Genomic DNA, 24,714 nt, shown 5'->3' on the forward strand with positions numbered 1-24,714 from the left:
TGTAGGTCTCAGATGCCGCAACTTCGAACTATCGTAACTCCTCGGTTCAGCGGTGGCGCGAAGCACCATCCACTGCAACCAGTTGTTAGGTACCATCCAGGGTTGGGGGAGGATCACCACTTCATCATCATGCGCTTGGCTTCGGTTTCGATGTTCACGTAGGGCTCGCCCTTGACCGATACTGCAACGCCCTGGATCTTACCGCCGGTGAATTTACCCGGAGCCCTGTACATCGCGCTCACCGCGTCTTCGCTGTCGTATCCTACGCAGAGGCCTTCACCGGAGAAGCTGAACTTGCCCGGCTGAGTGCGCATCTTGCCGGACGCCACCACCTTGTCGTCGATATAGAGTTTGGTCTCACCAAGGGACTCGCCATGTTTGCCTTGGCCTGTCTTCTCGAACTCCATACCCAGCGTGTATTTACCCGGTTTCAGTGTCTTGTTGGACTCGAACACCTGCTCCGGCTTGATGCCAAGGAAGTTGTACACGTAGTAGAGTTTCTTGTCCTTGATGAACAGCGCATGGCCGCCGAAGCGTGAGCCCATAGCAAAGATCACGCCTTCGGTTTTGTCGGTGATCTCGACGTTGGCAAGGATCTTGTAGGAACGCCCGCGCACGTTGACAGCCACGCCTTCGGGTACAGGTTCCGTATCCGGATAATATTTGTAGGTGTCGCGGGGAGGTTCCCCGGTGGGGCGCGGGGTTGTTATAATTTCTACAGCAAGGCGATCATCGAGTGGCAGCACGTTGTTCTGTTTTGCCTGTTCCATCCAGAGCTCTTTGAGCTCCTTCAGCTTGTCCGGGTATTTGTCGGCGAGGTTTTTCGACTGCGAGCGGTCCTCCTCCATGTTGTAGAGCTCCCATTTGTCCTTGTCGAAGTGGCCCTTGCCGCCCAGCGGTACGTGCACGGAGGTCGCGTGCCAGCCGTCCTTCCAGATGCCCCGTGTGCCGAACATCTCGTAGATCTGGACATGCTTATGCGTCGGGTCGTCCGGTTTGGCATCAAACGTGTAAGCCATGGAAACACCGTAGACCGGGTACTGCTTCACGCCGTGATTGAACTCCGGCATTTTGAGGCCGGTGATTTCAAGCAAGGTCGGCACGATATCCGTTGAATGGTGGTACTGGTGGCGCAGCTCGCCCCGTGCCTTGATGCCCTTGGGCCAGCTGATCACCAGCGGATCCGCGGTACCCCCCTCGTACCCCGAGTAGCGCTTGAAGAATTTGTAGGGCGCCGAGAATGCCGCGGCCCAGCCAGTGGGAAAGTGTTGGTAGGTATCAGGGCCACCCAGCTTGTCTATGTACTTCATGTTGTCTTCGAGACTGTCCGGAAAGCTATTGAAAAACTTGTTCTCGTTCACCGAACCATTGGGCGAGCCCTCTCCTGAGGTGCCGTTGTCGGCCGCATAGATGATGAGGGTGTTTTCGTACTGGCCTGATTCCTTCAGGTAGTCGATGACACGGCCGATCTGATGGTCCGTGTAGGAGGAATAGGCCGCCCAGACCTCTGCCATGCGGTTGAAGAGCTGCTTTTCCTGGTCGTTCAGGGAATCCCAGGGACGTACGTAATCCAAGGCGTTGGCCACGTCTTTCGGAAGAGGATTGACGGCGGTGTTGACGGTATTTTCGGGGATGATGCCTTTCTCCTTCATGCGCTTGGTTACCCATTCGCGATAGGCGTCGTACCCGTCGTCGAATTTGCCCTTGTATTTCGCTATCCATTCCTCGGGGGCCTGGTGGGGGGCATGGTTGGCGCCAGGATTGAACCACATGAAGAAGGGCCTGGATGGGTTGGAGGCGTTCTTGTTACGGAGCATCTCGATTGCCTGATCAGCGAGGTCCTTGGACAGGTGGTAGCCTTCCTCAGGCGTGTACGGTGGGTCGATGAAATCGTTGTCCTTGGTCAGGAACGGATACCACTGGTTGGTCTCGCCGCCGAGAAAGCCGTAGAAGCGGTCCCACCCCTTCTGCAGCGGCCACTCGCCGCGATACGCGCCCGGCGCCACGTCAACTTCCGGCACATTGTGGTTCTTGCCGAGCCACAAGGTGGCATAGCCATTGGCCTGCAACACTTCTGCAATGGTCGTGACCTCTTTGGGAAATCGGGTACTGTAGCCCGGGAATCCCTCCGCACCTTCGGCGACATTGGCATACCCGTTGATCCAATGGGTGCGGCCGGTCAGTAGCGTGGAGCGTGTCGGCGAGCACAGAGAGGTGGTATGCCAATTGGTGTAGGTCAACCCATCGGCGGCGAGTTTGTCGAGTGTCGGCATGCTGATGGCGCCGCCATAGGGTGACCAGGCCGCTTGCCCCGTGTCGTCGTACAGGATGAAGAGGATGTTCGGCGCGCCTTCAGGAGCTTTTGGGGGAAGGAAGGGCGTCCAATCCGGTTTGGAATTGCGGGTATCCAGTTCAATCTTGCCCTTGAAGCCGCGCATGAAGTCAACTTCGTCACTGGCTTTAGCAGCGGAATAAAAGCAACTCGAGCTAAATGCCGCCACAATTATATATAGAGCGAGCAAAGTGGTGAAACAGTTGTTTTTCGGCATTGATTTCATGTTTGATACTTCCTTTTCATTTTTTAATCGACCACTCGTCACCTTTCCGGGTTGCTCACGGACATATAGGAATCTCCCGGACAGCCGGATTCAGATCAACCACCCGCTGTCTCGGCGGGCGGATGCGCCTCGAGCGGCTTTTTCGAAGCCTTTGCCGGCTCTTTCGGCGCGGTGCCGGGCATCATCTCGAAAGTGGGCGTGAAGGTCGTCATTGCGGCGCGTATGGCATCGAAGCCCTTGCGGTCGCCCTCGAACTTGGCCTTTCCACCCTTGAGCAGATCATCGAATGTGGCCTCACCGATCATCACCTTCTCCAGTTCGATGCGGTCGACGGTGATGGTCAGATTGGGCTCTTTTGCCTGATGGCCCACGATGCTGGTCAGCACCGAGTTGCTCAGTTCGACGACAAACTTTTCATCGTTGTCCGGGGTGACCAGGTTGATGACATAATCCGTCCCGGCGACCTTTTGACTGTCCATGTTGATGGCCAAAGCATTCAGCCAGAGCTCGGTCGACATGCTCCTGATGGTGTCAGGACCGGTCGTCGATGGCGTTGTACCGGCGGGCAAACGGTTTCGCAGCTCATACGCCGCACCAAGAAAGCTATTGCGAACGCTCGGGCTTTCCTTCTGGTACCCGATCTGCTCAAAAACGTCGGCCAGTAAGTCCTTGCCGGCAGTATTGTCGGGTTCCGCATAGACCAGCTTGTTCAGGATCTCCATCGCCGCGAAGTATTGGCCCTTGTCGTAAAGCTCCTTGCCCTTGGCCATAATCTTTTTCGAACCGCCCATCATCTCCACATACAACGGCGCGGAATCCCTTGGCGACAAGGGCATGAGCGTGGCCGGGTTAGCGTCCCAGTATCCGAGATAGCGGTTCATTACGGCACGGCTGTTGTGTTCTTCCGAGCCGTGGTAGCTGTGTGCCGCCCATTGTTGCCTGAGACTGTCGGGGAGCTTGTAGACGTTGTGGATCTCGCTGATAGTCACACCCTGATTGGCCTGATGCAGGACCTCGTTGTTCAAATGGGCGTAAACGTCACGCTGGGTGCGCATGACTTCCTGAATACGGTCATTACCCCAGCGCGGCCAGGAGTGCGCCGAAAACATCACTTCTGCCTCCTGCCCGTAGCGATACAGAGACACATTGATCTGTTTCGACCACTCCAGCGCATCGCGCACCAGAGCGCCGCGCAGGGTATAGATGTTGTGAATGGTGCCTGTGATATTCTCCGCAGCCCAGAATGTCTTCAGATCAGGAAACCAGGTGTTCATCTCGGCGGGCGCTTCGGTGCCCGGCGTGTTCTGGAACTCCATCCGTACGCCATCGACGGTCACTTCTTCAAAGTCCTTCACGATGTACCGTGTCGGCTCGATCAGGCCGAGCGTCCCCGAGGCGGTGTTCTTCCCGATTGCTTGGTCAACATGGCCAAAGGGGCTGCGCGGCAGCAGGACGCCGTACTGGAAGAACATCCGGCGGTTCATGGCATTGCCGGCGTAGACATTCTCGGCAATAGCGTGTTCCATGAAGCCCACCGGGGCAATGACCGGCACCTTGCCGCTTTTCACGTCCGCCTCGTCCACCACGCCGCGGACCCCACCGAAGTGGTCGGCATGCGAATGTGAATAGATCACAGCCACCACCGGACGTTTTTCAACGTTCTCGTTGATAAAGTCCAAGGCCGCTTTAGCGGTTTCCTTGCAGGTTAGCGGATCGATGACGATCCAGCCGGTATCACCCTTAATAAAACTAATGTTGGACAGGTCGTAACCTCGCACCTGGTAGATCTTGTCAGGTACCACCTCGTAGAGACCGTAGGCCATGTTAATGACCGCCTGCCGTTGCAGAGAAGGGTGGATCGAGTCAAATTGCTTGTCCTGCAGCAGCCATCCGTAGCTGGCCATATCCCAGGCAATATGCCCATCCTCGGCCTTGATCTGTTCGTAATCCGGCGCGGCAATGAAGCCCTTCTTGGCCTCCTCGAGATCGCGCTTATCAGCAAAAGGCAGCGTGGCTCGCAATTCCTTCTGCAGCTCGATCGTGTACTCCGAAGGCATCTTGCCCTTCGGGTCGAAGTGTTTCGGTGGGTCCGATGTCACGATGCCGCTCCCACCATAAGAAGCGGTCCCTGTGGTCAACCACAAAATGGCAAAAATACCTGACCAAATGGTATGGGAATTTCCTTTCCGCATTTATCGCCTCCTATTCAAGTTAAAGAAGTTGGTGGTTGTTTCAACTAGCGACCCGATAGCTCCATAGAACCCGGTTGCCTCAAACAAAACCCTCTTTGAGCAAATGTGAAGATTTATCTATGTCATCCCACCTATCAAAATGCATACCCTCAGAGTGAATGCCAACTGACAACTGTGAAAATTTTACTTTTACCAGAGAAATAATAATTCCTTGTTGGTCTTTCGGAATACTTTTGGGTTGGTGGTTGTTGGGATTGCCCTAAAATTCTACAAACCAGGAAATTATTTATGAGGCGAAAAGCCACAGACCCCTTGGTCAACATCAGGTTTTGTTAGCCTGAATCAAAGTGAGTTTTTGGGGCCTTTCCTCTTTCGGAGGAGAAAGGAGAAGTTGCTATAAAACAGACACCATTTTCGGTGGACCATTTGTTAGGCACAGAACCATTTGGAGTTCCTTCGGTTTGAGGGTAAGCATGTCGCTGCCTTCGCTGAAATACTGCGAATGGGCTTTTCACCCGCAATGATCAAAGCCTCTCAAGTGTCTCCCGTTTTTGTGTCCCCGGTTCCTCATTTACTCATCAATTCTAGACCTTTGTAACCCTAGAGTTGTTCCACTTCTACATCTGCCTCAAGTTGGGCAGGACTCCGCTGGTCGATCAAGGAATGCGGCCATTGACGATTGTAAAGGATCTCGATGTATTGGAAAATATCAACGGGCACTTCCAGCCGGCTCCGATAGTGCCGCCGATGCACGCGCTCCAGTTTCAGCGTGGCAAAGAACCTTTCCGCCACGGCCTTATCAAAACCATTCCCTGTTCCACTTATGCTACAGGTGATGCCATGATCTTTGAGGGCCTTCTCAAAATCGAGGCTGGCATATTGACTGCCACGATCTGAATGGGTCTGTTGAAAAAAGCCGCCAGCGGCGTTCTCGCCATTTTCCCGTGCTCACGTACTACGCGTACGCTCCGCGCGTAAAAACGGCTGCGGCCTTGCTGGACGGACTTTTTTGAACCGACCCGGAGCCTTTGATGAGAAATCTAATCCTGGGCAAATTTGTCCTTGAACATCCTTATTATTCAACACTCCCTGAATGATGAATGAGGCCCGATGCTGGAGTCCGTCGGCCTATTGCCATATCTGTGCCTTTAACACCAGCTCCCGTTGGAGTCGCGTACTCGTCGCCCACCCCACCACTTTCCGGGAATAGAGATCGAGAATGACGGCCACATAGAGGCAGACCTCTCCTGTGGGGACATAGGTAATGTCACTTGCTCACCGTTGTTTCGGGGCAGTCCTTTTAAAATCTTGGTTCAGCCGATTTGGCGCACCGGATCCCTGTGCAAACATGCTGTCCAATGCATCAGAATGTCTCTCGAAACCGTTCTCAGTCATTCAGGCATAGATCTACTCTTGATGGCATCCGGTTTGTTGATTGTGGTTCCATAGGTATGTCAATCTTCCTGAATCCTCTGGGTAATTTATCAATGTGGCGCCGATTTTGTTAGAAGTTTCTCTAAGAGCCTGGAGAACAAACCTTTCCCTGCACGCTGACCATATGAATCAGGTAATTTTTTTTCGCCGGATAAGGTACGTTGGTTTTTTCCTGGGAGCGTTCCTGATTGTTGCCACTGGAGCTTGGGGCACCTGCGCCGTATATTTTGACGGGCCGGAAGATGACACGCTCCGGACGCTCCTGGCTTCAGGCTTTGCCGTTGCCGGCCTGGCGGCGCTGGCGGGGTATTGCATACGGCGATTTCGATGGTTGGCCACCGGGTCCTATCTCAGCCTGTTTGTCGTGCTCCTTGTCTGGTGGAGCATGATCGAGCCGTCCAATGATCGCCGGTGGCAACCGGAAGTGGCGGTGCTTCCCTATGCCACCTTCGATGGAAATTTGATCACCGTCCACAATATTCGAAACTTTGACTATCGCACCGAAACCGACTTTACCCCCTCCTATTACGACCGCACCTACGATCTCAATAAACTGGATTTCGCGGATCTGGTGGCTGCCTATTGGATGGGGCCGGAGATCGCGCATATTTTTCTTACGTTCGGGTTTGGTGATGACCACCTGGCCATTTCCATCGAGGCCCGGAAGGAAGCCACGGAAGGCTATTCGTCAATCAAAGGATTTTTTAAACAGTACGAGCTGATCTATATTGTGGGTGACGAACGGGACCTGATCCGGGTCCGGACGAATTATCGAAAAGATCCACCCGAAGACGTGTATCTGTATCCATTGGTCGGATCACCTGAAAACCTCAAGCGGGTGTTTCTAGATTACATGAACACCATCAACCAACTGCGCGAACGGCCGAAGTTCTATAATACGCTCACCGCCAACTGCACGAACGTCATTTGGATGCACACGCGTTTGAACCCCGGCCATGTGCCCTTTTCCTGGAAGATCCTGTTAAGCGGGTACACGCCTGCCTATCTCCATGAGCAGGGAAAGCTGGGCACCGGTTTTTCCTTCGAAGAATTGCAGCGTCGTTCCCACATCAATGAGTTAGCATTACACGCCGATCAGGCTCCTGATTTTTCCAGGCGCATCCGTGCCCATCTTCTCTCTCCCTGATCTCCGTACCCGGGCTTCTGACCGGTTTTCGCGCCGCGGCCATTGTGCGCTGTCGCTTTTACCCGTATGGGTCTGTTGAAAAAAGCCGCCAGCGGCGTTCTCGCCATTTTTCCGTACTCACGTATTCCGCATACGCTCCGCGTGTAAAAATGGCTGCGGCCTTGCTGGACGGACCCTTCGGGAAGACTCAGGGCATGCTTTTTTGAGCCGACCCGCAGCCTTTGATGGGTCACCTCATCCTGGGCAAAATTGTGCGTGAACATCCTCATTATTCAACACTCCCCGTATCGAAGGTCAGGATGAATGGACTTACCTTAAGCATTTACTTTAATTAATGCCTTTGCTACGCTTGTTGCCGCAAATTCAGGCGAAGATATGAGGGTGGACCGTTCTATTGCTTCGCATTCATCATCTACTTACAACCAAGGGGTGTGACTTTATGAAGCCGTTCATCATGTTTGTTGTGGCCACAGCTATCACGTGTGTGACTCCAGCATTTGCGGAGAATGCACAAATCACCAATATGCAAATTCTGATCGATAAGGTCAAAGCCGATAAAAAACTGCTCATCGCCAGCAATATGGATTTGACTGACAAAGAATCAAAGGATTTCTGGCCGCTGTATGATGGGTATCAAAAAGAACTCGAGCATTTAAACCAACATTTGGGCGGACTTATCAATGAATATGCGGATGCCTACAATAAAGGGTCCGTGCCCGATGAAGTGGCCAAAGATCTCATCAATGAATCAATCAAAACCGAAGGAGCGGAAGTTAAAATGCGGAGAGAGTATGCCGAAAAACTCAGCAAAGTGCTGCCCGCTCATAAAGTTGCGCGCTACCTGCAAATGGAGAATAAAATCCGGGCTGCGATCAAGTTTGACCTGGCTGCGAATATTCCGTTAATGGATTAGTCGAGTATTCAGCCATGTTTTTTAATCTTTCCCTCAGCAGGATAGTATAGTATGGATCCCTCGGTGTTGTGCCGACCGGACCGGCTCGCTCCTCATGGATGGATGGGGCGAGTCGATGATCCGGGTGTAGTCATGTGTAAACCAATCCCGGATAGTCCTGGACACAAAATTTGTCGAAAGCAGTCTTTACCCGATTTTCTGAAAAGAATGGCTATGGACGATGACAAGTGTGCAAGCTAACTGCCGATGGTTTTTCGTAATCCTCACCGCCGCCATTCTGGCCGGCTGTCAAACCCCCGTGGGTGTGGCCCGGGTCGATTCTGAGGCCGTTAGCCACCAATTGACCAAAAACGTGATTTCTTCAGGGGAACTCAGTCCCTATACCGAAAACGTCCTCCGTGTCACCGACCTGACCGACGCCTATTTTGATCATCCCCGTCAGGCATTGAACCAATTGCACCAGTTCTTCCTCGGCGAAGACCAACGGAAAGGCTACGTGGCGTTCGCGCTTGCTGAATTGTCTTTTTTGTATGCCCAAAAATCCAATCAACCGTCCTATTATCTGGCGGCGGCGTTGTATGCGTATCTGTATTTGTTTCCCGAAACTGCAACCCAATCTCTCAACCCGTTAGATCCCAGGGGGCGGATTGCGGCTGATGTGTATAATCGGGGCCTGACTTCAGCGTTTATTGCCAAGGATCGTTCCCTCATGAATCTGGAATCCGGGACCTATACCCTCCCGTTCGGAACCCTCCAGGTGGTGCTTCCGGAAAATCGGCTCGAGTGGGAAAACCGGAAGCTCACCAATTTCATTCCCGTCGCCGAGTTGGAAGTCCGTGGGTTACAAAACCGGTATCGGCAAGCCGGAATCGGAGTTCCCTTAGCGGCCGATCAAATTCCCTTAGGTCAAGAGGAAGGCTTGCAGATTGCCAAAGGCAAAATGCCCGTCACGGCCTTCATGCGGTTCTCCAACCTTCTTCAACAATTGAGAACCGATTCCATTCAGGGAGACTGGGAACTCTACAACGCTTATGACCAGAAGACTGTCAATATCCATGGAAGGGATGTGCCGTTGGAAATTGAGTTCACCTCGTCTCTGGCGGCCAGTCTGGCCGAATCCTCAGTCTGGGAACGGGAACTGAAGGGGTTTTTCATGGGTGATTCGGTTGCGTTGCAGTCAGGAGAATTAACGGCTCTTGAGCCCTACCGGCCGGGGCGCATTCCGGTTGTTTTTGTCCATGGGACAGCCTCCGGCCCTGGAAGGTGGGCCGACATGACCAATGATTTGATCATCGATCCCTCCATTCGCAGTCGTTTTCAATTTTGGTATTTTACGTATGACACAGGAAATCCGATTTTGTACTCTGCGGCGTTGTTTCGGGAACTCCTGCAAAAGACCGTGGACCACCTGCGACAGAAATATCAAGACCCCGCCCTCGATGCCATGGTCCTGATCGGGCACAGTCAAGGAGGATTGCTCGCGAAACTGACGGCGGTCAACACCGGAAATTCCTTTTGGGATGCCATCAGTAACTCTCCACTTGAGGACATGAAGGTCTCAAGCCAAACCCGTGATCTCCTGCAAAGAAGTTTGTTTATTGACTCCCTTCCATTTGTCAATCGCCTCGTCTTTATCGCCACGCCACAACATGGGAGTTATGTGGCCGGAAGCTGGGGGGCACATCAATTGGCCAAGTTCGTCAAGCTGCCGGGCCGGTTGATGTCAGGCATTACCGATCTCATGACTCTCAAAATGGATACGCTCAAGTTGAAAATCCAAGGGAAAAATTTGGGAAGTGTGTCTGCCATGGAACCGGGAAGCCCCCTCATGACGATCCTGCCACAGACGCCTCTGGCTCCCGGAGTTTTCGGGCACTCCATTATTGCGGTGGAGGGTGACGGCCCACTTGAGGAATTGAACGATGGGGTTGTGGCCTATCAGAGTGCACACGTGGACGGGATGGAGTCGGAATTCATCGTCCGGTCCGGCCATTCCTGTCAATCGAATACTCATACGATTCAGGAAGTCAGACGGATTTTATTGCTGCATGCCATGGAAACATGCAAGACCCATGGCCTTTGCGCCTGATGTATGGTGCCGGGAGGGATTGGGAAGATTGTCGGTATGATGGGATGTTCCGACATCCCGGCGGCTTCTTGAATCAACACTGTTTGAGTGGGTTGATGCGTGCGGAGTTTTTCAGTTGACGGTACGGGACACCATGCGAAGCCTACCTGTTTTTCCTCGTATTTTTTGAATGCTGAGAGAGCTATAATCCCGATTAAGAATGCTGTCGTTTTCAATCATCTTATCAATCTTAAGAGAGGGGAGATGTGTGATGCTTCGCTTACCATTACATGTAATGCTCATCCTGTTGGTGGGTGTATCGGGTTGTGCCAGCACCCAGCAAACTCGGAGCGTGGACAAATCAGGATTTCTCGAAGACTATTCCATGTTAAAAGAAGGGGAAAAGGACGAAAGCCTTCTGATCTATAAAAATCCTCAAGCCGATTGGAAGAAATATCAGAAAATCATTCTTGATCCCGTGACCCTCTGGGTCGGCAAGGACTCCCAATTGGAAGATGTTTCCGCCGAAGATCGTCAACGGATGGCGGATCTCTTCTGGGTCAAGTTGCATGAAGCGTTAAAAACCGATTATGAAATCGTGAATTCACCCGGTCCGGATGTCATGCGTATTCAGGCCGCCATTACGGAAGCCGAAACCTCCAATCCCGTTTTGGATACGGTTTCAAGCATCGTGCCCCAGTTAAGAGTCTTAACCGGGATAAAAGGTTTCGCAACAGGCGTTTCCGGTTTTACGGGGTCGGCCAGTGTGGAGTTGAAGGTCACAGATTCCTCGGACAAAACTCTCTTGGCCGCTTCGGTGGATCGCCGGGGAGGGACGAAAAGTCTGAGCGGAGTCACCAATTCGTGGCACGATGTCGAGGAAGCCTACCGGTATTGGGCCGAGAAAATACGCTGGCGGGCATGCCTGCTGCGAGGTGGAGAAAATTGTGTGGAGCCGGAGGCGTAAGGGACAGGCATTCCCAACACGATCCGGTCAAATAATCATTGCGTGATTCACTGACAAGGAGATGACGATGAAAGTTGTGCCCTGGTGGTCCGGTTGCGTACTCCTCATCCTGGCGTCCTGTGGCGGAGGGAATCTCCAACATATGGATGCCACACCGTATGCTCAAATGATCGAGCGTCCTAACGGGGAGTGTCCGCATTCCAAGATTGAACAAGGTCTTGTCAACAAGCATCCGGATGCGACCATCATGGTGACCGTTGCCGAGATCACAGGAGACAAGGTGGTCACGACCACTCAAATACCTGTCAAAGCCAATGAAACGGTGTATCTCGGTTGCGCCGTCCTGCCGTCCGGCAAGGAAGCGGCTCGCAAAATTCTCGACGTCCAATTTGAATAAGGGGATTCAGGGTCATGCTCGAACGGTGGCCCTGAACATTCCGGGAAGGCATCCTTCACATAAGGAAGAATTATGAATGCGTGGTTTGCGGTGAAACTCCGATGGCATATGCCGAGTCTCTTCTTGGTGGGGACATTGCTCCTGCCCGCATGGGCGCAAGCCGGAGGACTCTTTTTGACCGAGATCGGGACTCCGGACGTGGGACTTGCCGGAGCGGGATGGGCGGCCCGCGCCCAGGATGCCTCAACCTTATTTAAAAATCCCGCCGGCATGACCTTCCTGGAGGGTGCGCAATTTCAGGGTGGTGCTCAACTATTATATGGCGATATTGGATTCACCTCCGACGGCAAATCCACCCCGTCAGGCGGCGGTGGCGGGAATCCCATCGATGTGTTTCCCGGAGCCAGCGGATTTTACGTGCATCCCCTGGGAGATGACTGGAGAGTGGGCTTTGGCATATTTTCCAATTTCGGGCTTGGCTTGAAATACACGGGGGAATGGGTCGGTCGCTATTATGTGAAGGACGCGCTGCTGGCCGGAGTCAGTTTCATGCCCACTGCAAGCTATCGGGTGAATGAATACCTGTCTGTCGGCGGAGGGGTCAACGTGATGCTGGGCGCCGTCAAACAAACTGTGGGTATCAACAATCTCGGCACTACCAACGACGGGCAAATGCAAATCAAAGATCAGGCGGTCGGGGTTGGCGGCAATATCGGCGTCATGTTCACGCCGATCCGAGGGACCCGGTTCGGCCTGACGTATCAATCGCCCATTGACTTGAATTTTTCCGATAAGCCGAATTTTTCGAATCTTGGTCCCATCGGGACCACCTTGAAGAATAACGGTCTGCTGAATAAGAAGCTCGATGTGGGCATCACCGTCCCCCAATCGCTGATGTTTAGCGCCTACCACGACCTCAGCAGGCAATGGGCGATCATGGGTGACTTTGGATGGCAGGACTGGTCTGAATTCGGGAAGGTGGATATCGGCGTGGATACGGCGAATCCCACAAACCTCGTCGCCAACCTGAACTATCAGGATACCTGGCATGTGGCGTTTGGGACCCAATATCGTCTGAATCCGGCTTGGGTACTCTCAACGGGGTTTGCCTATGATAGTTCCATGGTGAAGGATAAGGATCGCACCCTCAGCGTCCCGGTTGGCGAAACCTATAAGTTCGGGTTTGGGGCGCTTTGGCAAACGACACCGACCCTTAATCTTGGTTTTTCCTATGACCTGACCTGGATAGGAGATATGCCGGTTGATCAGAATCGTGGACCCCTGTCCGGCCGGGTGTCCGGTGACTTTAAAAACACCAGCCTTCACTTTTTTGCATTGACCGTTACCTGGGGAAAAGGGGTGAAGATGGGGCCGGGAGGAGCCTAATGCCACAGTCCTTTCGATGCGCATTTGTAGTCGATGAACGTTCCATCGTTCCAAAGCCACCGTTCCCTCCGATGAAAAACAGACGAGCACTCTTTGGCTGTTGAAAAACTCACAATTCGTCTGAGAGCCTATCGGCATCAATAATTTTACGATCATTCGCGGGCCAAGCAGGATGTTCGAAAAGGCCCGTCCGGTCCTGTCCGGAGGGGTCTCGAAGAAAAGGCCGCAGCCGTTTTTACGCGCGGAGCGTACGCGTCGTACGTGAGCACGGAAAAATGGCGAGAACGCCGCTGGCGGCTTTTTTCAACAGACCCATTCAGAAAGTCCTTCTTAGGCGCCCGCTGTGCCAAACCGGAGCCGGGAAAGCTCACGCCGCGCTCACCATTCTGGGTTTATCAGTAGAAAGAAAATCTGCGTTGGACGCGGCGTGTGTCGAATGTGAGTCAACATGGCAGATTGTTCTCCAACTCACGGTTGAAAAATTTCCAGGTTTCCTGGTGAAGCCGGTTGTTTGAACAGGGGAATGGAGGATGACGAAAGTTAGCCATTTTCGCTATCCCTTGGATATAGTGGGAGAATTGAAAACGACTGTGAGGAAAAAATGGATTGTCCCCATAGAGAGCCAAGCTTAAGGAGATAAGATGTCAGGTCGACCATACGCCCCTATTGTTTTCATCCTGCTTCTCACGATTATCGTTGGGGGTTGCGCCTTCTTTGTGGGAATACAGCTGGATCAACGGTTCGGGCCTTCCTCCCCGCAAAACCGTTTGACGAAAACAACCGAGGTGACAACAGTCAGTTATGAGCAGGATGTGAAACCGATTCTGGAGGCCCGATGTATCGTGTGTCATGGGTGTTATGATGCCCCCTGTCAACTCAATCTCAGTGCCCATGAAGGGATTGAACGCGGTGCCAATAAAGAGCTGGTCTATAACCCTGGTCGATTATTGGCCATGGAACCCACCCGGCTTTTTGTCGATGCGCAAACACCATCCGGATGGCGGGAGAAACAGTTTTTCCCGGTGTTGAATGAACGGGTACAAACACAAGAGGCCAATCTCCAAGGGAGCCTGATGGCGAAAATGTTACTCCTGAAACAACAGCACCCCCTTCCCCCAGTCAGCCCGCTACCAGCCAGTTTTGATTTCGGCATCGAGCGGGCTCAATATTGCCCAACGATGCCGGAGTTTGAAGCTTTTGCGCGCAACAACCCTTTATGGGGGATGCCCTATGGACTGCCCGGTTTAAATGAACAGGAACATGCCACAGTGATGACGTGGTTGGCCGAGGGCGCAGTCGATGAAGCCTCAGCTCCGGTGAGAGCAAGTGCCCGTTCAGCCATTTCGGAATGGGAAACGTTTTTGAATGGCGAGACACCCAAAGAACAATTAATGAGCCGGTACCTTTACGAGCATCTCTTCCTGGCCCATCTTTATTTTGATGACCTTGCACCTCAACAGTTCTTTCGTCTCGTACGATCCACCACCCCTCCTGGTGAAGTCATTCATCTCATTGCGACCCGACGGCCTTACGATGACCCAAAAGTCGATCGTATCTATTATCGCTTTGAGCCGGTTCGAACCACGATTTTGGCCAAAACCCACATGCCGTATTTGCTGAATCAGGAGCGGCTGTCCCGTTATCGCACCCTCTTTTTAGAACCGGCGTACGAGGTGCAGGCCTTACCGTCTTATAATCCGGAGGCATCGGCCAACCCTTTTGAGACGTTCAAATCGATTCCGGTGAAATCCCGGTATCGTTTTTTGCTCGATGAAGCCCGGTTTACCCTGATGAACTTCATCAAGGGGCCTGTCTGTCGAGGACAGGTGGCACTCAATGTGATTAATGAGCGCTTCTGGATTGTTTTTTCAAGCCCCGAGAGCCCGACCCTTACCCATGCCGCCCAATTCCTTGAAAAAGAAGAGCAGAATCTTCGGATGCCTATCGTCGAGCAGAGCAACGCGACACCCCTCAGGACCTGGCTGAAATATTCTCAATTAGAAAAGAATTATATAGCCGGAAAAATCGACTTTATTAAACAACACCTTCCGACGCCGGAAGACATTTCCCTCGACCTGATTTGGGATGGTGACGGGCAGAATGACAATGCGGCGCTCACCGTGTTTCGACATCTGGATAATGCGACCGTCGTAAAAGGTTTTGTTGGCGAGGAGCCCAAGACGCTGGTGTTGCTTGGCTATCCGTTGCTTGAGCGCATTCATTACTTGCTGGTTGCAGGCTATGACATTTATGGCAATATCGGACACCAGTTAAATTCCCGTTTGTATATGGACTTTTTACGAATGGAGGCTGAACTTGATTTTCTCACTCTGCTCCCGGAACGTACCCGAACCCAAGAATGGCAGTACTGGTATCGGGACGCCGGGGAGAAGGTCGAAGATTTTGGGAAGATGTATTTCACCAGCGTCAATCGGCAGACAGGCATTCCGTATCGCACGGCAGACCATAAATTGGAATTGATCGGGATGTTACGCGAACGCCTCGCGCCGGTATTACATGCGCCGTATGCGATAGAGAAGTCCGGCAATAGGCACGTCCGTCAACAACTGGAAAAGTTAGCGCACCTGCAAGGCAAAGCGGTGTCCTGGTTGCCGCAAAACGCCATCTTATCCATCAGTGGGTCCCCTGATCAGGTGGTGACCCTCATCCATGATAACGGCCTGAGCAATGTGTCCCATCTGCTCTTCGAACAAGAACGGCGTTTGCCCGAAGAAGATACGTTAACGGTGGTGCGAGGGTTTTTGGGCGCCTATCCCAACGCCTTTTACCATGTCGATGAATCAAAACTGGAAGAGTTTGTCGGTGCCGTGGAACGCCTCGGGAGTGAGGAGGATTATCAATCGTTGCTCAGTCGTTTTGGTGTCAGACGAAGTGATCCTGATTTCTGGAAGCATAGTGATGTTATTCAGGCGGCCTATCAGCACGAGTCTCCTATTGAAGCAGGCCTCCTGGATTATAATCGTCTGGAAAATAGGTGATATGGGTACGAATGAAAAATAACTTCTGATTATTGAATGGCTTTCTGATACTCTCGTAGTCCGCGTTCCTCGTCTAAACGCTGTCGAAGTTTCTTGCCCCAATAGTCAAATATCTCCAGCACCGGTCCCAAGGAATCTTTATCGCGGGTCAGGAGAATCTCCGGGCTCATCCGTTTTTCCATATACGCCACCAGTCGTTCCTGGGTCTGAGTATCCAATATTTCGACCTCAATGGCCGCTTCTCCCTCCAGGGCATTCATGCCGTAAATCTTTTCGCCAGCCCGGATCAGAAGATCATTGGCCAGCGGAAGGATCTGGTCCGGCGTGGACACTGACGGGCGTTCCAACAACACGTCCGTCAGGGCCGCGCGAAGCCGCAGGACTCCTGGACCCGGATCTTTCACAATCACATAGCCCCCCGCCAGTGCCCGGGTCATGCTTTCCTGGAATCCCAGAGCCAGTTTCCAGGCCGTTAAGGCATCAAGACCGCCATACTCAGAATGTTGACTGGGCCAGATCACCAGAGGATCCAGAATAATGTGGGTGTATTCTTTGAAATTGACACCCGGCTTCCGGTAACTCCAGGCACCGCTGTCATCCGGCGAGGGACGAAGGCTGGTGTAATCGGTTAAAAACCCGGAAAAATTTAACGGCTCGTTTTTGGGAGCACATCCGGAGAGGCTGATGATCACGGACAGGAGCAGACTCAGCGCCGGTATTTGCGGAAAAGGGTGCATCACGGTATCCTCAATTTTTTGAGATCGAAAGTTGACGAGTATATCCCGTCTGCTCCATAAAGGCCATATCACGGCCGCACTTCAACGTACCTCCATTTGAAAAAGAGGGTGTCCCATGATGAGAGCATGGCTTGTGGTTTGTGTTGGAAGTCTTTTCCTGTGTGGATGCACGGAAGTGAAGTATGTCAAGGCCGGTGCCACGGATGCGGATTTTGAGGCTGATAAAGTCGATTGCCGGGGTCAAATCCTTATGTCGCCACCCGGCCCGGTCATCCCCAGCGGTCAAATGGGAAAACCGGGAGTCAGCCAAGGGTTCATCACGAAATCAGCCGATCAGGCGGCACAACAAGAGGTTGACCAGTGTTTGCGAGCAAAAGGATGGGAACCTCAACCGCAGTGAGGTGCTGAGTGGATTGACGCGCAGCCGGGCTGTTGTGGTGAAGAACAATTCTTGATGAACATTTCATTCATGATCAGTAAGGATGGAAAGAGAATATGAATTCAGCATTGCATGATCAGACGATTGCGAAGGAACTGAAGATCTCCGACAAGCAGGTGGCAGCCACGGTGAGCTTGCTGGATGATGGCGCCACGGTACCGTTTCTTTCACGGTATCGAAAAGAAGTCACGGGCGGGTTGGATGAGGTCGTGATTACCGCCATTCGGGATCGTGTCGCACAGCTTCGAGAATTGGATAAGCGGCGGGACGTCATCCTGGCCTCGCTTGAGGAGCAAGGCAAACTCACCGACGTGCTGCAAGGGCAGGTGCACGCGGCCGCGACCATGACCGAATTGGAAGACATCTATTTACCCTTCCGCCCCAAACGCCGCACGAGGGCCATGATCGCCAAAGAGCGGGGATTGGAACCGCTGGCGTTGTCCCTCTGGGCGCAAGAGGTCCAATTGCCTGTCGAAGCCGAGGCCCAAAAATATCTCAATCCGGAATGCAGTGTGGAGACGGTGGAAGACGCGTTAGCCGGCGCGCGCGATATCATGGCCGAATGGATCAGCGAAGATTTGCAGGCTCGCGCCTCCATGCGGGCGCTCTATCTGGAGCAGGGGATCTTCAAAACCACTGCCGTGCGGGGGAAAGATGTTCAAGGCAGCAAGTATCGGGATTATGTCGAATGGGAGGAACCGGTCGCCAAGGCACCCTCCCATCGGGTACTGGCCATGCGGCGTGGAGAAACAGAAGGGTTTCTGACCTTTCGGGTGATGGTGCCGGAAGCGGAAGCGCTGTCGTTACTGCATCGCCTCTTTCTCAAAGGAAAAGGGCCGGCATCGGAACAGGTCACGCTGGCCATCAAAGACAGTTTTACCAGGCTCCTGTCCCTCTCAATGGAAACCGAAGCCCGCCTGGTTACTAAAACCCGTGCCGATCAAACGGCGATAGAAGTGTTTGCGCAAAATGTGCAGCAACTGCTCATGGCCCCACCGCTGGGCCAGAAGACCGTGCTGGCCATCGATCCCGGTTTTCGCACCGGATGTAAAATGGTCTGTCTTGACCGCCAGGGCACCCTGCGTCATACGGAGACTATCTTTCCGCATCTGGGAGCAAGCGGGGCCGCCAAAGCGGGAGAATTAGTTGTGGAATTGTGTCAGCGTTTTCAGGTTGAGGCGATCGCCGTGGGCAATGGGACAGCCGGGAGGGAGACCGAAACGTTTCTCCGCACATTGAAATTGCCATCCGCTATCCCCATTGTGATGGTTAACGAAAGCGGTGCGTCCGTCTATTCCGCGTCCCCGTTGGCCCGGCAGGAATTTCCCGATCAGGATGTGACGGTGCGTGGGGCCGTCTCGATCGGGCGACGGCTCATGGATCCTTTAGCCGAACTGGTGAAGATCGATCCCAAGGCTATCGGCGTCGGGCAATATCAACATGATGTCGATCAGGGCATCCTGAAACAACGGTTGCAGGATGTGGTTATCAGTTGTGTCAATCGGGTCGGGGTGGACGTGAATATGGCGAGCCCGCAACTGCTCACGGCCGTCTCCGGTGTGGGTCCGCAACTGGCCGCGAATATTGTGGCCTATCGACAGGAACATGGTCCGTTTGCCAACCGAACCGCATTAAAGAACGTCCCGCGCCTGGGAGCCAAAGCCTTTGAGCAAGCGGCGGGATTTTTACGCATCACCGATGGCGAGCATCCGCTGGATGCCAGCGCCGTGCATCCCGAACGGTATGCTGTGGTCAACGCGATGGCCAAAGATTTAGGCTGCACCGTGAAGGACCTCATGAAGGATCCGGCCCGCCAACGCACGATCGATCTCAATCGATATATCACAGAGGACGTGGGCAAACCGACCTTAATGGATATTCTCACCGAATTGGCCAAGCCCGGCCGTGATCCGCGTCAACAGTTTGAAGCCGTCAAGTTTGATGAAGGGGTGCAATCCATCGAGCAGGTCACGCCCGGCATGATCCTGTCCGGAGTGGTGACCAATGTCACGGCCTTTGGCGCGTTCGTCGATATCGGCGTGCATCAGGATGGCCTGGTGCATATCAGTCAACTCGCCAACAAATTTGTCAGCGATCCCAACACAGTGGTGCAGGTCAATCAACAGGTCAAAGTCACCGTGCTGGAAGTCGACGTTCCCCGCAAGCGTATTTCGCTGTCCATGAAAGCGGCGGCAAACGGGAAGTCCTGAGTCCCGGTGGTCATTTCGCTCAGCCATGTGGCTGCGAGCTGGGCCCAGATTCTTCGTTGCACTCAGAATGACAACGGGATATTCAAGGTGGACATTCCCCGCAAGCGCATTTCGCGGTCGATGAAAGCGGCCTCAAACGGAAGGATCTAATGGTGCTCGGTGAGTAAGTGAACTGTTCCCTTTTGCGGGGCTTGTGGCAAGATGGCTTCAGGACGGTAAAACAGGGATTTTGGCCAACACACAGGCCTGGCGTAGCTTGGTATCAAGTGTAGCCAGCGGCATCCCACGTCTTTTGGCTAACTCAAGATATGAGGCGTCGTAGGTGGTTAATTCGTACTTCCGGGCCAAGGACATAGTTTCTTCCAATGCTTGTTCAGTAGAGGTGGCATCAATTTCCACAGGCAACGCACGAAGTTCATTGATCAGCTCACTCACATCCCGAGCGGTCAGTCGGCCCCGTTTGACTGAAATGAGTAAGGCCTTTCCAAATTCTAATGGCCAAACGGGTGACAAACGGCATCAGTATCGGTGGCCCAGATGAGCCAAATCGCGAAGCGTTTCGTTCTTTTTGAGAAGGCGTTGGGTGCTGACGCCTCGTTGACGAAGAATTTCCCGGTAAGAACGAATACCCTTGATGGTTTGGCGAACCGCTTCGGGATCCTTGCGGGTCACTGGGACGAGTTCCGCTACAGGCCGTCCATGTTTGGTGATAATAAAACGTTCTCCCTTTTGGATTCGCTCGAGTAATTTAGGTAAATGTGTTTTGGCTTCATACGCCCCAATTTCAGGCATAACGACTATCTCCTTATTTAGACCAGTTATACACTAATTTATGATGGAGGCGGGAGCCCGTCAATAAAGGACGGAATGAAGACGCAATCTTTCCTCTGTTGATTTTCCTGTCCCATATCACTACATGGTATCAATTTGGTTAACGGGCAGAAGTACACGTTTGAGTTTTACCGTTCAGACACTGTTTGCTGAATGGCGTGTCGTGATCTCCAGGGGCGTACCTGGCTTCTAGGGGATTAACAAAGAGTCAGGTTGCATCCTCGACCTTCACGACGGCTCCTTACGCTCGATGGGTCGCATGTTTTTCGGCAGGCAATCGGCAAGCTTGTCCTGGTGGAGTGTTGAATAATAAGGATGTTCAAGGGCAAATTTGCGCAGGATTAGATTACTCATCAAAGGCTCCGGGTCGGTTCAAAAAAGCATGCCCTGAGTCTTCCCGAAGGGTCCGTCCAGCAAGGCCGCAGCCGTTTTTACGCGCGGAGCGTACGCTGAGTACGTGAGCACGGGAAAATGGCGAGAACGCCGCTGGCGGCTTTTTTCAACAGACCCCCTGGTGGACCGGGGGAGAGGTACTCTTTCAGCGGCTTGCCGCGCAGATATCCCGGATGTGGCCGCGCAGCCAGCGATGCGCGGGATCGGCATCCAGCCGCGGGTGCCAGAGCAGGGAAACCGTCACTTCCGGGGTGGCGAACGGAAGGGGAAAACTCTGCATGCCGTCGCGCAGATTGCCGGTGTGTCGTTCGGGAACGCTGGCGATCAGGTCGGAACCCCGGGCGAGCGCCAGCGCCGCCGAAAAGCCGCCGACGATCGTGACGACCTCCCGTGTCAGACCCAACAGCTCCAAGGCCTCATCGATCGGTCCCTTGTCGAGATCCCTGCGCGAGACCACGACGTGCTTTCCGGCCGCATACCGGGATGGCGTGATTTTCCCCTTGCTCAGCACGTGCCCCTTTCGCACGACGCCGATAAACCGGTCCTGGAACAATGCCTGCGCGCGCACCTCCGGAGCCGTCGTGTCACCCACCACGCCGGTTTCCAGATCGACGGTCCCGTCGCGCAGTGGGGTACTGTCTTTGTTGGGCTTCTGGACGAAGCGCAACCGCACGCCCGGCGCTTCCTTGCCGATGCGGGCAATGAGATCCGGTCCGAAGTTCTCCACAAAGCCTTCGCCGGTCCGGAGCGTGAACGTCCGGACGAGTTGTGTGAGGTTGAGCTTCCCGGCCGGGCGTAGCACCGCCTCTCCCTCCTGCACGAGCTGACTGACCCGCTCGCGGAGTGCGAGCGCCCGGGGCGTGGGAACGAGCCCGCGTCCGGCCCTCACCAACAGCGGATCGCCGATTGTCTCTCGCAAGCGCGCCAGCGCGCGGCTCATCGCCGACGGACTCAGCCGCAACCGTCTGGCTGCGCGCGCCACACTCCCTTCCGCGAGCACCGCATCAAGCGTGATCAGCAGGTTGAAATCAGGGGTCGACATGCAGGGATTGTAGCATAGTTTATTTGTGATGTAGCGTCACATGCACGAATACAGTGCAAGTGGTGCGTCTTCCGCCAGGTCCCGGCAGAGAGTATATTTTCGAACATGACAGGTGGAGCGGGGCCAAACAAGCGGAGGGTATGGTGAAGACTATTATTGCAAACCAACACACGGTCGTCCATGAAAGTGCGGAGCGGAAGCCGACGGTACGATGGGCGCTGGTCAGCCTTTCGCTCTCCATGTTGCTCTCTTCGCTCGACACCAGTATCGCCAATGTGGCCTTACCGACGTTGGCCCGGGCGTTCACCGCCTCCTTCCAGGAAGTCCAATGGGTGATCCTCGCGTATCTTCTCGCCGCCACGACCCTCATCGTCAGCGTCGGACGGCTCGGTGACATCATCGGCCGCCGCCGGCTGCTGTTAGCCGGCATTTTCCTCTACACGGTGGCCTCGGTCCTGTGTGCCGTCGCGCCTGCGTTCTGGGTGCTCATTGTCGGGCGGGCGGCGCAGGGCCTCGGTGGGGCTATCATGATGGCGCTCTCCATGGCGTTTGTGGGTGAGACGGTGTCGAAGGACAGGACCGGGAGCGCCATGGGCCTGCTCGGCACGATGTCCGCAATCGGTACGGCGCTCGGTCCATCCCTCGGCGGCGTCCTGATCGCCGGATTCGGGTGGCGGGCCATCTTCCTCATCAACCTGCCCCTGGGGCTGCTGACTTTTCTTCTCGCGCATCACTATCTCCCCGTGGATCGCCGGGAGCCCGAGACGAATCGGGCCGGATTCGACCATGTGGGCACGCTCCTGCTGGCGCTGACGCTCGCGGCCTATGCCCTCGCCGTGACGCTCGGTCGCGGCAGTTTCGGAACCCTCAATCTGGCGCTGCTTCTGGTTGCGGCCATTGGCGTCGGCCTCTTTGTGCACGTGGAGGCGAGAACCGTTTCGCCGCTGATCCGATTGGGGGCGTTCCGCGATTCCATGCTGAGTGCAAGCCTCGCCATGAGCGCACTCGTCACGACCGTGGTGACGGCAACGCTGGTCGTCGGGCCGTTCTATCTCTCCCGTGCACTCGGGCTCGATGCGGCGATGGTGGGACTCGTCTTATCGGCCGGGCCGCTGGTCGCTGCGCTGACGGGGTTGCCTGCGGGCCGCATGGCGGATCATTTTGGCGCACCACGCGTGGTGGTGGTCGGGCTCATCGGCATGGGGACCGGTTGCTTTATCCTGGCCATGGTGCCGTCGACACTTGGCATTTCCGGTTACCTGGTTCCCATCGTCGTCATCACCGCCGGCTATGGGTTGTTCCAGACGGCCAACAACACCGCCGTCATGACCGGTGTCAGTCCGGACCAGCGGGGTGTCATGTCCGGCATGCTCAACCTCTCGCGCAATCTCGGGCGCATCACCGGGGCATCCGTGATGGGTGCGGTGTTCGCCTTCGCCTCGGCCACAATCGACATCACCACGGCGCCTCCAGAGGCCGTGGCCCGCGGTATGCGGATCACATTCGCCGTTGCCGCGACGCTCATCGTGATCGCGCTCGCCCTCGCCGTCGGCATGGCCCGCCGCACAGCGGGTAATCGGGGAGTGGCTCCGGAAACAGTGGGGCAGGCGAATGAGAATGTTTCGCGATGAACCCCGGGCGTTGCACCAGGAAACACATCGATACACGACTGCCGACTTCTGGCCCCTTGCAGGCTTCACGCCCGCATCGATCGGTCCGGCACGAGGTATGCCTGCCGTCCCATTCCCGATTGCGTTCCCACCCGATACCATTGACAGGACTTCCGCAACATCCCCAATATGGGGCGGTTGAAAAAAGCCGCCAGCGGCATTCTCGCCATTTTTCCGTACTCACGTACTGGAAGTACGCTCTGTGCGCAAAATGACTGCGGCCTTGCTGGACGAACCCTTCGGGAAGACTCAGGGCATGCTTTTTTGAACCACCCCGAAGCCTCTGAAATGCAAGGTGCCTGTGGATCAATAAGCCCTTGGAAATTGTTAATATTCAATACTCCTAATATTCAGGCTGTAAGAACCTTCACATGAACAATCTTAAACGTATCTTCATTTTTACGGTCAGTGTGTTTCTTCTCTCTTTTGGATACTTTCTCTCTCTCTATCCGAATCGGCCCGATGATCCCGAGCACGACACGTTGCTGCGCGAAATCGGGGAGGGCTTCGGGACGCTCGGCCTCTGGGCCCTGGGCATAATTTATGGCAGAACGTTGTTGAAGTTGGCGTGTGGCCAGGGTGGCCTCCTTCAGCGACTTGTCCCGGATGAATACGATGTGTCGGCCATTCCGCCATTCAGCACCCTTCTCAATGTGTTGAATCGCACGCACGTCTACGTGGGGATTGCCGCCATCGCGGTCATCCTGTTGCACATTGCGATGCTCGGCCTGCACGCCGACATCTTATTTTTTCCGGCCGTCCTGGCGCTGGTGCTGTGGCAGGGCATGTTTGGGTTTTTCCTGACGTGGCGATATTCTCCGCAGGATTTGAAAAGGTTTTCCTACTTTGTGCATGCGCAATTTGTAACCGGCATCATGATCGGCATCTTCTCGGTCTTCGGGCATCTGCTGCTCGATGATTAGTCATTGGGGAGATCAACAGGAATTGTTCAGGTGAGTTCCCGGTGGTCTCAAATGGGTAGCGGGGAGTTTCACTCACAGCCGGATCGGGCGGCATGGACCATGAGGAAAGGGCCTTGTATGGGGTGGACAGTCTATATGTTGGAATGCGCCGATACCAGTTTGTACACCGGGATAACCCTGGACCTGGAACGTCGTCTTGCCGAGCACGCAAAAGGGAAAGGGGCTAAATACACGAAGCACCGTGGTCCCTTTACCGTGGTGTTCACCGAACGGCAGGAGACGAGAGGCCAGGCACTAAAGAGAGAAGCGGCGATTAAATCCATGATGCGAAAAGCAAAACTGGGCTTAATCGGCACAGGATAAAACGGTCGCGGCCCCGTCATGCCTCTGTTCCTCATCCGCCATCAG

Annotated in this window: 20 protein-coding genes and 1 pseudogene; 13 read left to right on the plus strand and 8 right to left on the minus strand. The window is 54.3% G+C overall.

Features of this window, described 5'->3' with window-relative positions:
• Positions 1 to 113: 113 nt before the first annotated feature.
• From H6750_06485 to H6750_06495, 3 genes and pseudogenes are all read right to left on the minus strand, one after another.
• On the minus strand, positions 114 to 2,438 hold the full coding sequence (locus tag H6750_06485; protein ID MCB9773959.1) for an arylsulfatase: 2,325 nt from the start codon (positions 2,436 to 2,438) through the stop codon (positions 114 to 116).
• Positions 2,439 to 2,653: 215 nt separating this feature from the next.
• The gene (locus H6750_06490) at positions 2,654 to 4,615 is read right to left on the minus strand and encodes an MBL fold metallo-hydrolase (GenBank protein ID MCB9773960.1); all 1,962 of its coding nucleotides are present in this window, start codon (positions 4,613 to 4,615) and stop codon (positions 2,654 to 2,656) included.
• A 735-nt stretch (positions 4,616 to 5,350) separates the two neighbouring features.
• Positions 5,351 to 5,659 (minus strand): annotated as a pseudogene (locus tag H6750_06495) (DDE-type integrase/transposase/recombinase).
• Between the two features lie 649 nt (positions 5,660 to 6,308).
• On the opposite strand from H6750_06495, the gene H6750_06500 reads away from it, so the two are divergent.
• From H6750_06500 to H6750_06535, 8 genes are all read left to right on the plus strand, one after another.
• Complete coding sequence (locus H6750_06500) at positions 6,309 to 7,331, plus strand: DUF4105 domain-containing protein (GenBank protein ID MCB9773961.1); 1,023 nt, start codon at positions 6,309 to 6,311, stop codon at positions 7,329 to 7,331.
• Between the two features lie 439 nt (positions 7,332 to 7,770).
• Positions 7,771 to 8,244, plus strand: coding sequence for a hypothetical protein (locus H6750_06505; protein ID MCB9773962.1), 474 nt, complete (start codon positions 7,771 to 7,773; stop codon positions 8,242 to 8,244).
• Between the two features lie 220 nt (positions 8,245 to 8,464).
• The gene (locus H6750_06510; GenBank protein MCB9773963.1) at positions 8,465 to 10,333 is read left to right on the plus strand and encodes an alpha/beta hydrolase; all 1,869 of its coding nucleotides are present in this window, start codon (positions 8,465 to 8,467) and stop codon (positions 10,331 to 10,333) included.
• A 250-nt stretch (positions 10,334 to 10,583) separates the two neighbouring features.
• On the plus strand, positions 10,584 to 11,279 hold the full coding sequence (locus H6750_06515; GenBank protein MCB9773964.1) for a DUF3313 domain-containing protein: 696 nt from the start codon (positions 10,584 to 10,586) through the stop codon (positions 11,277 to 11,279).
• Positions 11,280 to 11,346: 67 nt separating this feature from the next.
• A complete protein-coding gene (locus H6750_06520) occupies positions 11,347 to 11,676 on the plus strand; it encodes a hypothetical protein (GenBank protein MCB9773965.1) in 330 nt (109 codons plus the stop codon).
• Between the two features lie 72 nt (positions 11,677 to 11,748).
• Positions 11,749 to 13,062 carry an outer membrane protein transport protein gene (locus tag H6750_06525; GenBank protein MCB9773966.1) on the plus strand — a complete coding sequence of 438 codons (1,314 nt, stop codon included), beginning with the start codon at positions 11,749 to 11,751 and terminating at the stop codon, positions 13,060 to 13,062.
• Positions 13,063 to 13,337: 275 nt separating this feature from the next.
• Positions 13,338 to 13,577 (plus strand): hypothetical protein, encoded by a 240-nt coding sequence (locus H6750_06530; protein MCB9773967.1) that lies wholly within the window; start codon positions 13,338 to 13,340, stop codon positions 13,575 to 13,577.
• Between the two features lie 126 nt (positions 13,578 to 13,703).
• Complete coding sequence (locus H6750_06535; protein ID MCB9773968.1) at positions 13,704 to 16,061, plus strand: fatty acid cis/trans isomerase; 2,358 nt, start codon at positions 13,704 to 13,706, stop codon at positions 16,059 to 16,061.
• A 29-nt stretch (positions 16,062 to 16,090) separates the two neighbouring features.
• On the opposite strand, the gene H6750_06540 is transcribed toward H6750_06535, so the two are convergent.
• Entirely contained in the window at positions 16,091 to 16,798 is a 708-nt protein-coding gene (locus H6750_06540) for a DUF3313 domain-containing protein (GenBank protein MCB9773969.1), read from the minus strand.
• Positions 16,799 to 16,913: 115 nt separating this feature from the next.
• Here H6750_06540 and H6750_06545 point away from each other — a divergent pair, with 115 nt between their 5' ends.
• On the plus strand, positions 16,914 to 17,198 hold the full coding sequence (locus tag H6750_06545) for a hypothetical protein (GenBank protein ID MCB9773970.1): 285 nt from the start codon (positions 16,914 to 16,916) through the stop codon (positions 17,196 to 17,198).
• A gap of 95 nt (positions 17,199 to 17,293) precedes the next feature.
• Positions 17,294 to 19,447 (plus strand): RNA-binding transcriptional accessory protein, encoded by a 2,154-nt coding sequence (locus H6750_06550; GenBank protein ID MCB9773971.1) that lies wholly within the window; start codon positions 17,294 to 17,296, stop codon positions 19,445 to 19,447.
• Between the two features lie 207 nt (positions 19,448 to 19,654).
• Here H6750_06550 and H6750_06555 read toward each other — a convergent pair whose 3' ends face one another.
• The 3 genes from H6750_06555 to H6750_06565 all read right to left on the minus strand — a co-directional run bounded on the left by H6750_06555 (position 19,655) and on the right by H6750_06565 (position 21,713).
• Positions 19,655 to 19,960, minus strand: coding sequence for a type II toxin-antitoxin system VapC family toxin (locus H6750_06555; protein MCB9773972.1), 306 nt, complete (start codon positions 19,958 to 19,960; stop codon positions 19,655 to 19,657).
• 6 nt (positions 19,961 to 19,966) lie between these two features.
• Positions 19,967 to 20,239 carry a type II toxin-antitoxin system prevent-host-death family antitoxin gene (locus H6750_06560; protein ID MCB9773973.1) on the minus strand — a complete coding sequence of 91 codons (273 nt, stop codon included), beginning with the start codon at positions 20,237 to 20,239 and terminating at the stop codon, positions 19,967 to 19,969.
• Positions 20,240 to 20,816: 577 nt separating this feature from the next.
• A complete protein-coding gene (locus H6750_06565) occupies positions 20,817 to 21,713 on the minus strand; it encodes a LysR family transcriptional regulator (protein ID MCB9773974.1) in 897 nt (298 codons plus the stop codon).
• A 140-nt stretch (positions 21,714 to 21,853) separates the two neighbouring features.
• Between H6750_06565 and H6750_06570 the strand changes: the two genes are divergently transcribed.
• On the plus strand, positions 21,854 to 23,344 hold the full coding sequence (locus H6750_06570) for an MFS transporter (GenBank protein MCB9773975.1): 1,491 nt from the start codon (positions 21,854 to 21,856) through the stop codon (positions 23,342 to 23,344).
• Positions 23,345 to 23,409: 65 nt separating this feature from the next.
• Here H6750_06570 and H6750_06575 read toward each other — a convergent pair whose 3' ends face one another.
• Positions 23,410 to 23,553: a hypothetical protein gene (locus H6750_06575; protein MCB9773976.1), complete on the minus strand. Its 144-nt coding sequence runs from the start codon at positions 23,551 to 23,553 to the stop codon at positions 23,410 to 23,412.
• A 201-nt stretch (positions 23,554 to 23,754) separates the two neighbouring features.
• Between H6750_06575 and H6750_06580 the strand changes: the two genes are divergently transcribed.
• Positions 23,755 to 24,306 carry a hypothetical protein gene (locus tag H6750_06580; protein ID MCB9773977.1) on the plus strand — a complete coding sequence of 184 codons (552 nt, stop codon included), beginning with the start codon at positions 23,755 to 23,757 and terminating at the stop codon, positions 24,304 to 24,306.
• A 117-nt stretch (positions 24,307 to 24,423) separates the two neighbouring features.
• Complete coding sequence (locus H6750_06585; protein MCB9773978.1) at positions 24,424 to 24,669, plus strand: GIY-YIG nuclease family protein; 246 nt, start codon at positions 24,424 to 24,426, stop codon at positions 24,667 to 24,669.
• The last annotated feature ends 45 nt before the right edge of the window (positions 24,670 to 24,714 follow it).

It is taken from the genome of Nitrospiraceae bacterium (genome assembly GCA_020632595.1).
Classification (GTDB): domain Bacteria; phylum Nitrospirota; class Nitrospiria; order Nitrospirales; family UBA8639; genus Nitrospira_E.

Coding starts and splice junctions, on each gene's coding strand:
- H6750_06485 (MCB9773959.1), bottom strand. CDS start 2,438: ATGCGCGGCTTCAAGGGCAAGATTGAACTGGATACCCGCAATTCCAAA.
- H6750_06490 (MCB9773960.1), bottom strand. CDS start 4,615: ATGCCTTCGGAGTACACGATCGAGCTGCAGAAGGAATTGCGAGCCACG.
- H6750_06500 (MCB9773961.1), top strand. CDS start 6,309: ATGAATCAGGTAATTTTTTTTCGCCGGATAAGGTACGTTGGTTTTTTC.
- H6750_06505 (MCB9773962.1), top strand. CDS start 7,771: ATGAAGCCGTTCATCATGTTTGTTGTGGCCACAGCTATCACGTGTGTG.
- H6750_06510 (MCB9773963.1), top strand. CDS start 8,465: ATGACAAGTGTGCAAGCTAACTGCCGATGGTTTTTCGTAATCCTCACC.
- H6750_06515 (MCB9773964.1), top strand. CDS start 10,584: ATGCTTCGCTTACCATTACATGTAATGCTCATCCTGTTGGTGGGTGTA.
- H6750_06520 (MCB9773965.1), top strand. CDS start 11,347: ATGAAAGTTGTGCCCTGGTGGTCCGGTTGCGTACTCCTCATCCTGGCG.
- H6750_06525 (MCB9773966.1), top strand. CDS start 11,749: ATGAATGCGTGGTTTGCGGTGAAACTCCGATGGCATATGCCGAGTCTC.
- H6750_06530 (MCB9773967.1), top strand. CDS start 13,338: ATGGCGAGAACGCCGCTGGCGGCTTTTTTCAACAGACCCATTCAGAAA.
- H6750_06535 (MCB9773968.1), top strand. CDS start 13,704: ATGTCAGGTCGACCATACGCCCCTATTGTTTTCATCCTGCTTCTCACG.
- H6750_06540 (MCB9773969.1), bottom strand. CDS start 16,798: ATGCACCCTTTTCCGCAAATACCGGCGCTGAGTCTGCTCCTGTCCGTG.
- H6750_06545 (MCB9773970.1), top strand. CDS start 16,914: ATGATGAGAGCATGGCTTGTGGTTTGTGTTGGAAGTCTTTTCCTGTGT.
- H6750_06550 (MCB9773971.1), top strand. CDS start 17,294: ATGAATTCAGCATTGCATGATCAGACGATTGCGAAGGAACTGAAGATC.
- H6750_06560 (MCB9773973.1), bottom strand. CDS start 20,239: ATGCCTGAAATTGGGGCGTATGAAGCCAAAACACATTTACCTAAATTA.
- H6750_06565 (MCB9773974.1), bottom strand. CDS start 21,713: ATGTCGACCCCTGATTTCAACCTGCTGATCACGCTTGATGCGGTGCTC.
- H6750_06570 (MCB9773975.1), top strand. CDS start 21,854: ATGGTGAAGACTATTATTGCAAACCAACACACGGTCGTCCATGAAAGT.
- H6750_06575 (MCB9773976.1), bottom strand. CDS start 23,553: ATGGCGAGAATGCCGCTGGCGGCTTTTTTCAACCGCCCCATATTGGGG.
- H6750_06580 (MCB9773977.1), top strand. CDS start 23,755: ATGAACAATCTTAAACGTATCTTCATTTTTACGGTCAGTGTGTTTCTT.
- H6750_06585 (MCB9773978.1), top strand. CDS start 24,424: ATGGGGTGGACAGTCTATATGTTGGAATGCGCCGATACCAGTTTGTAC.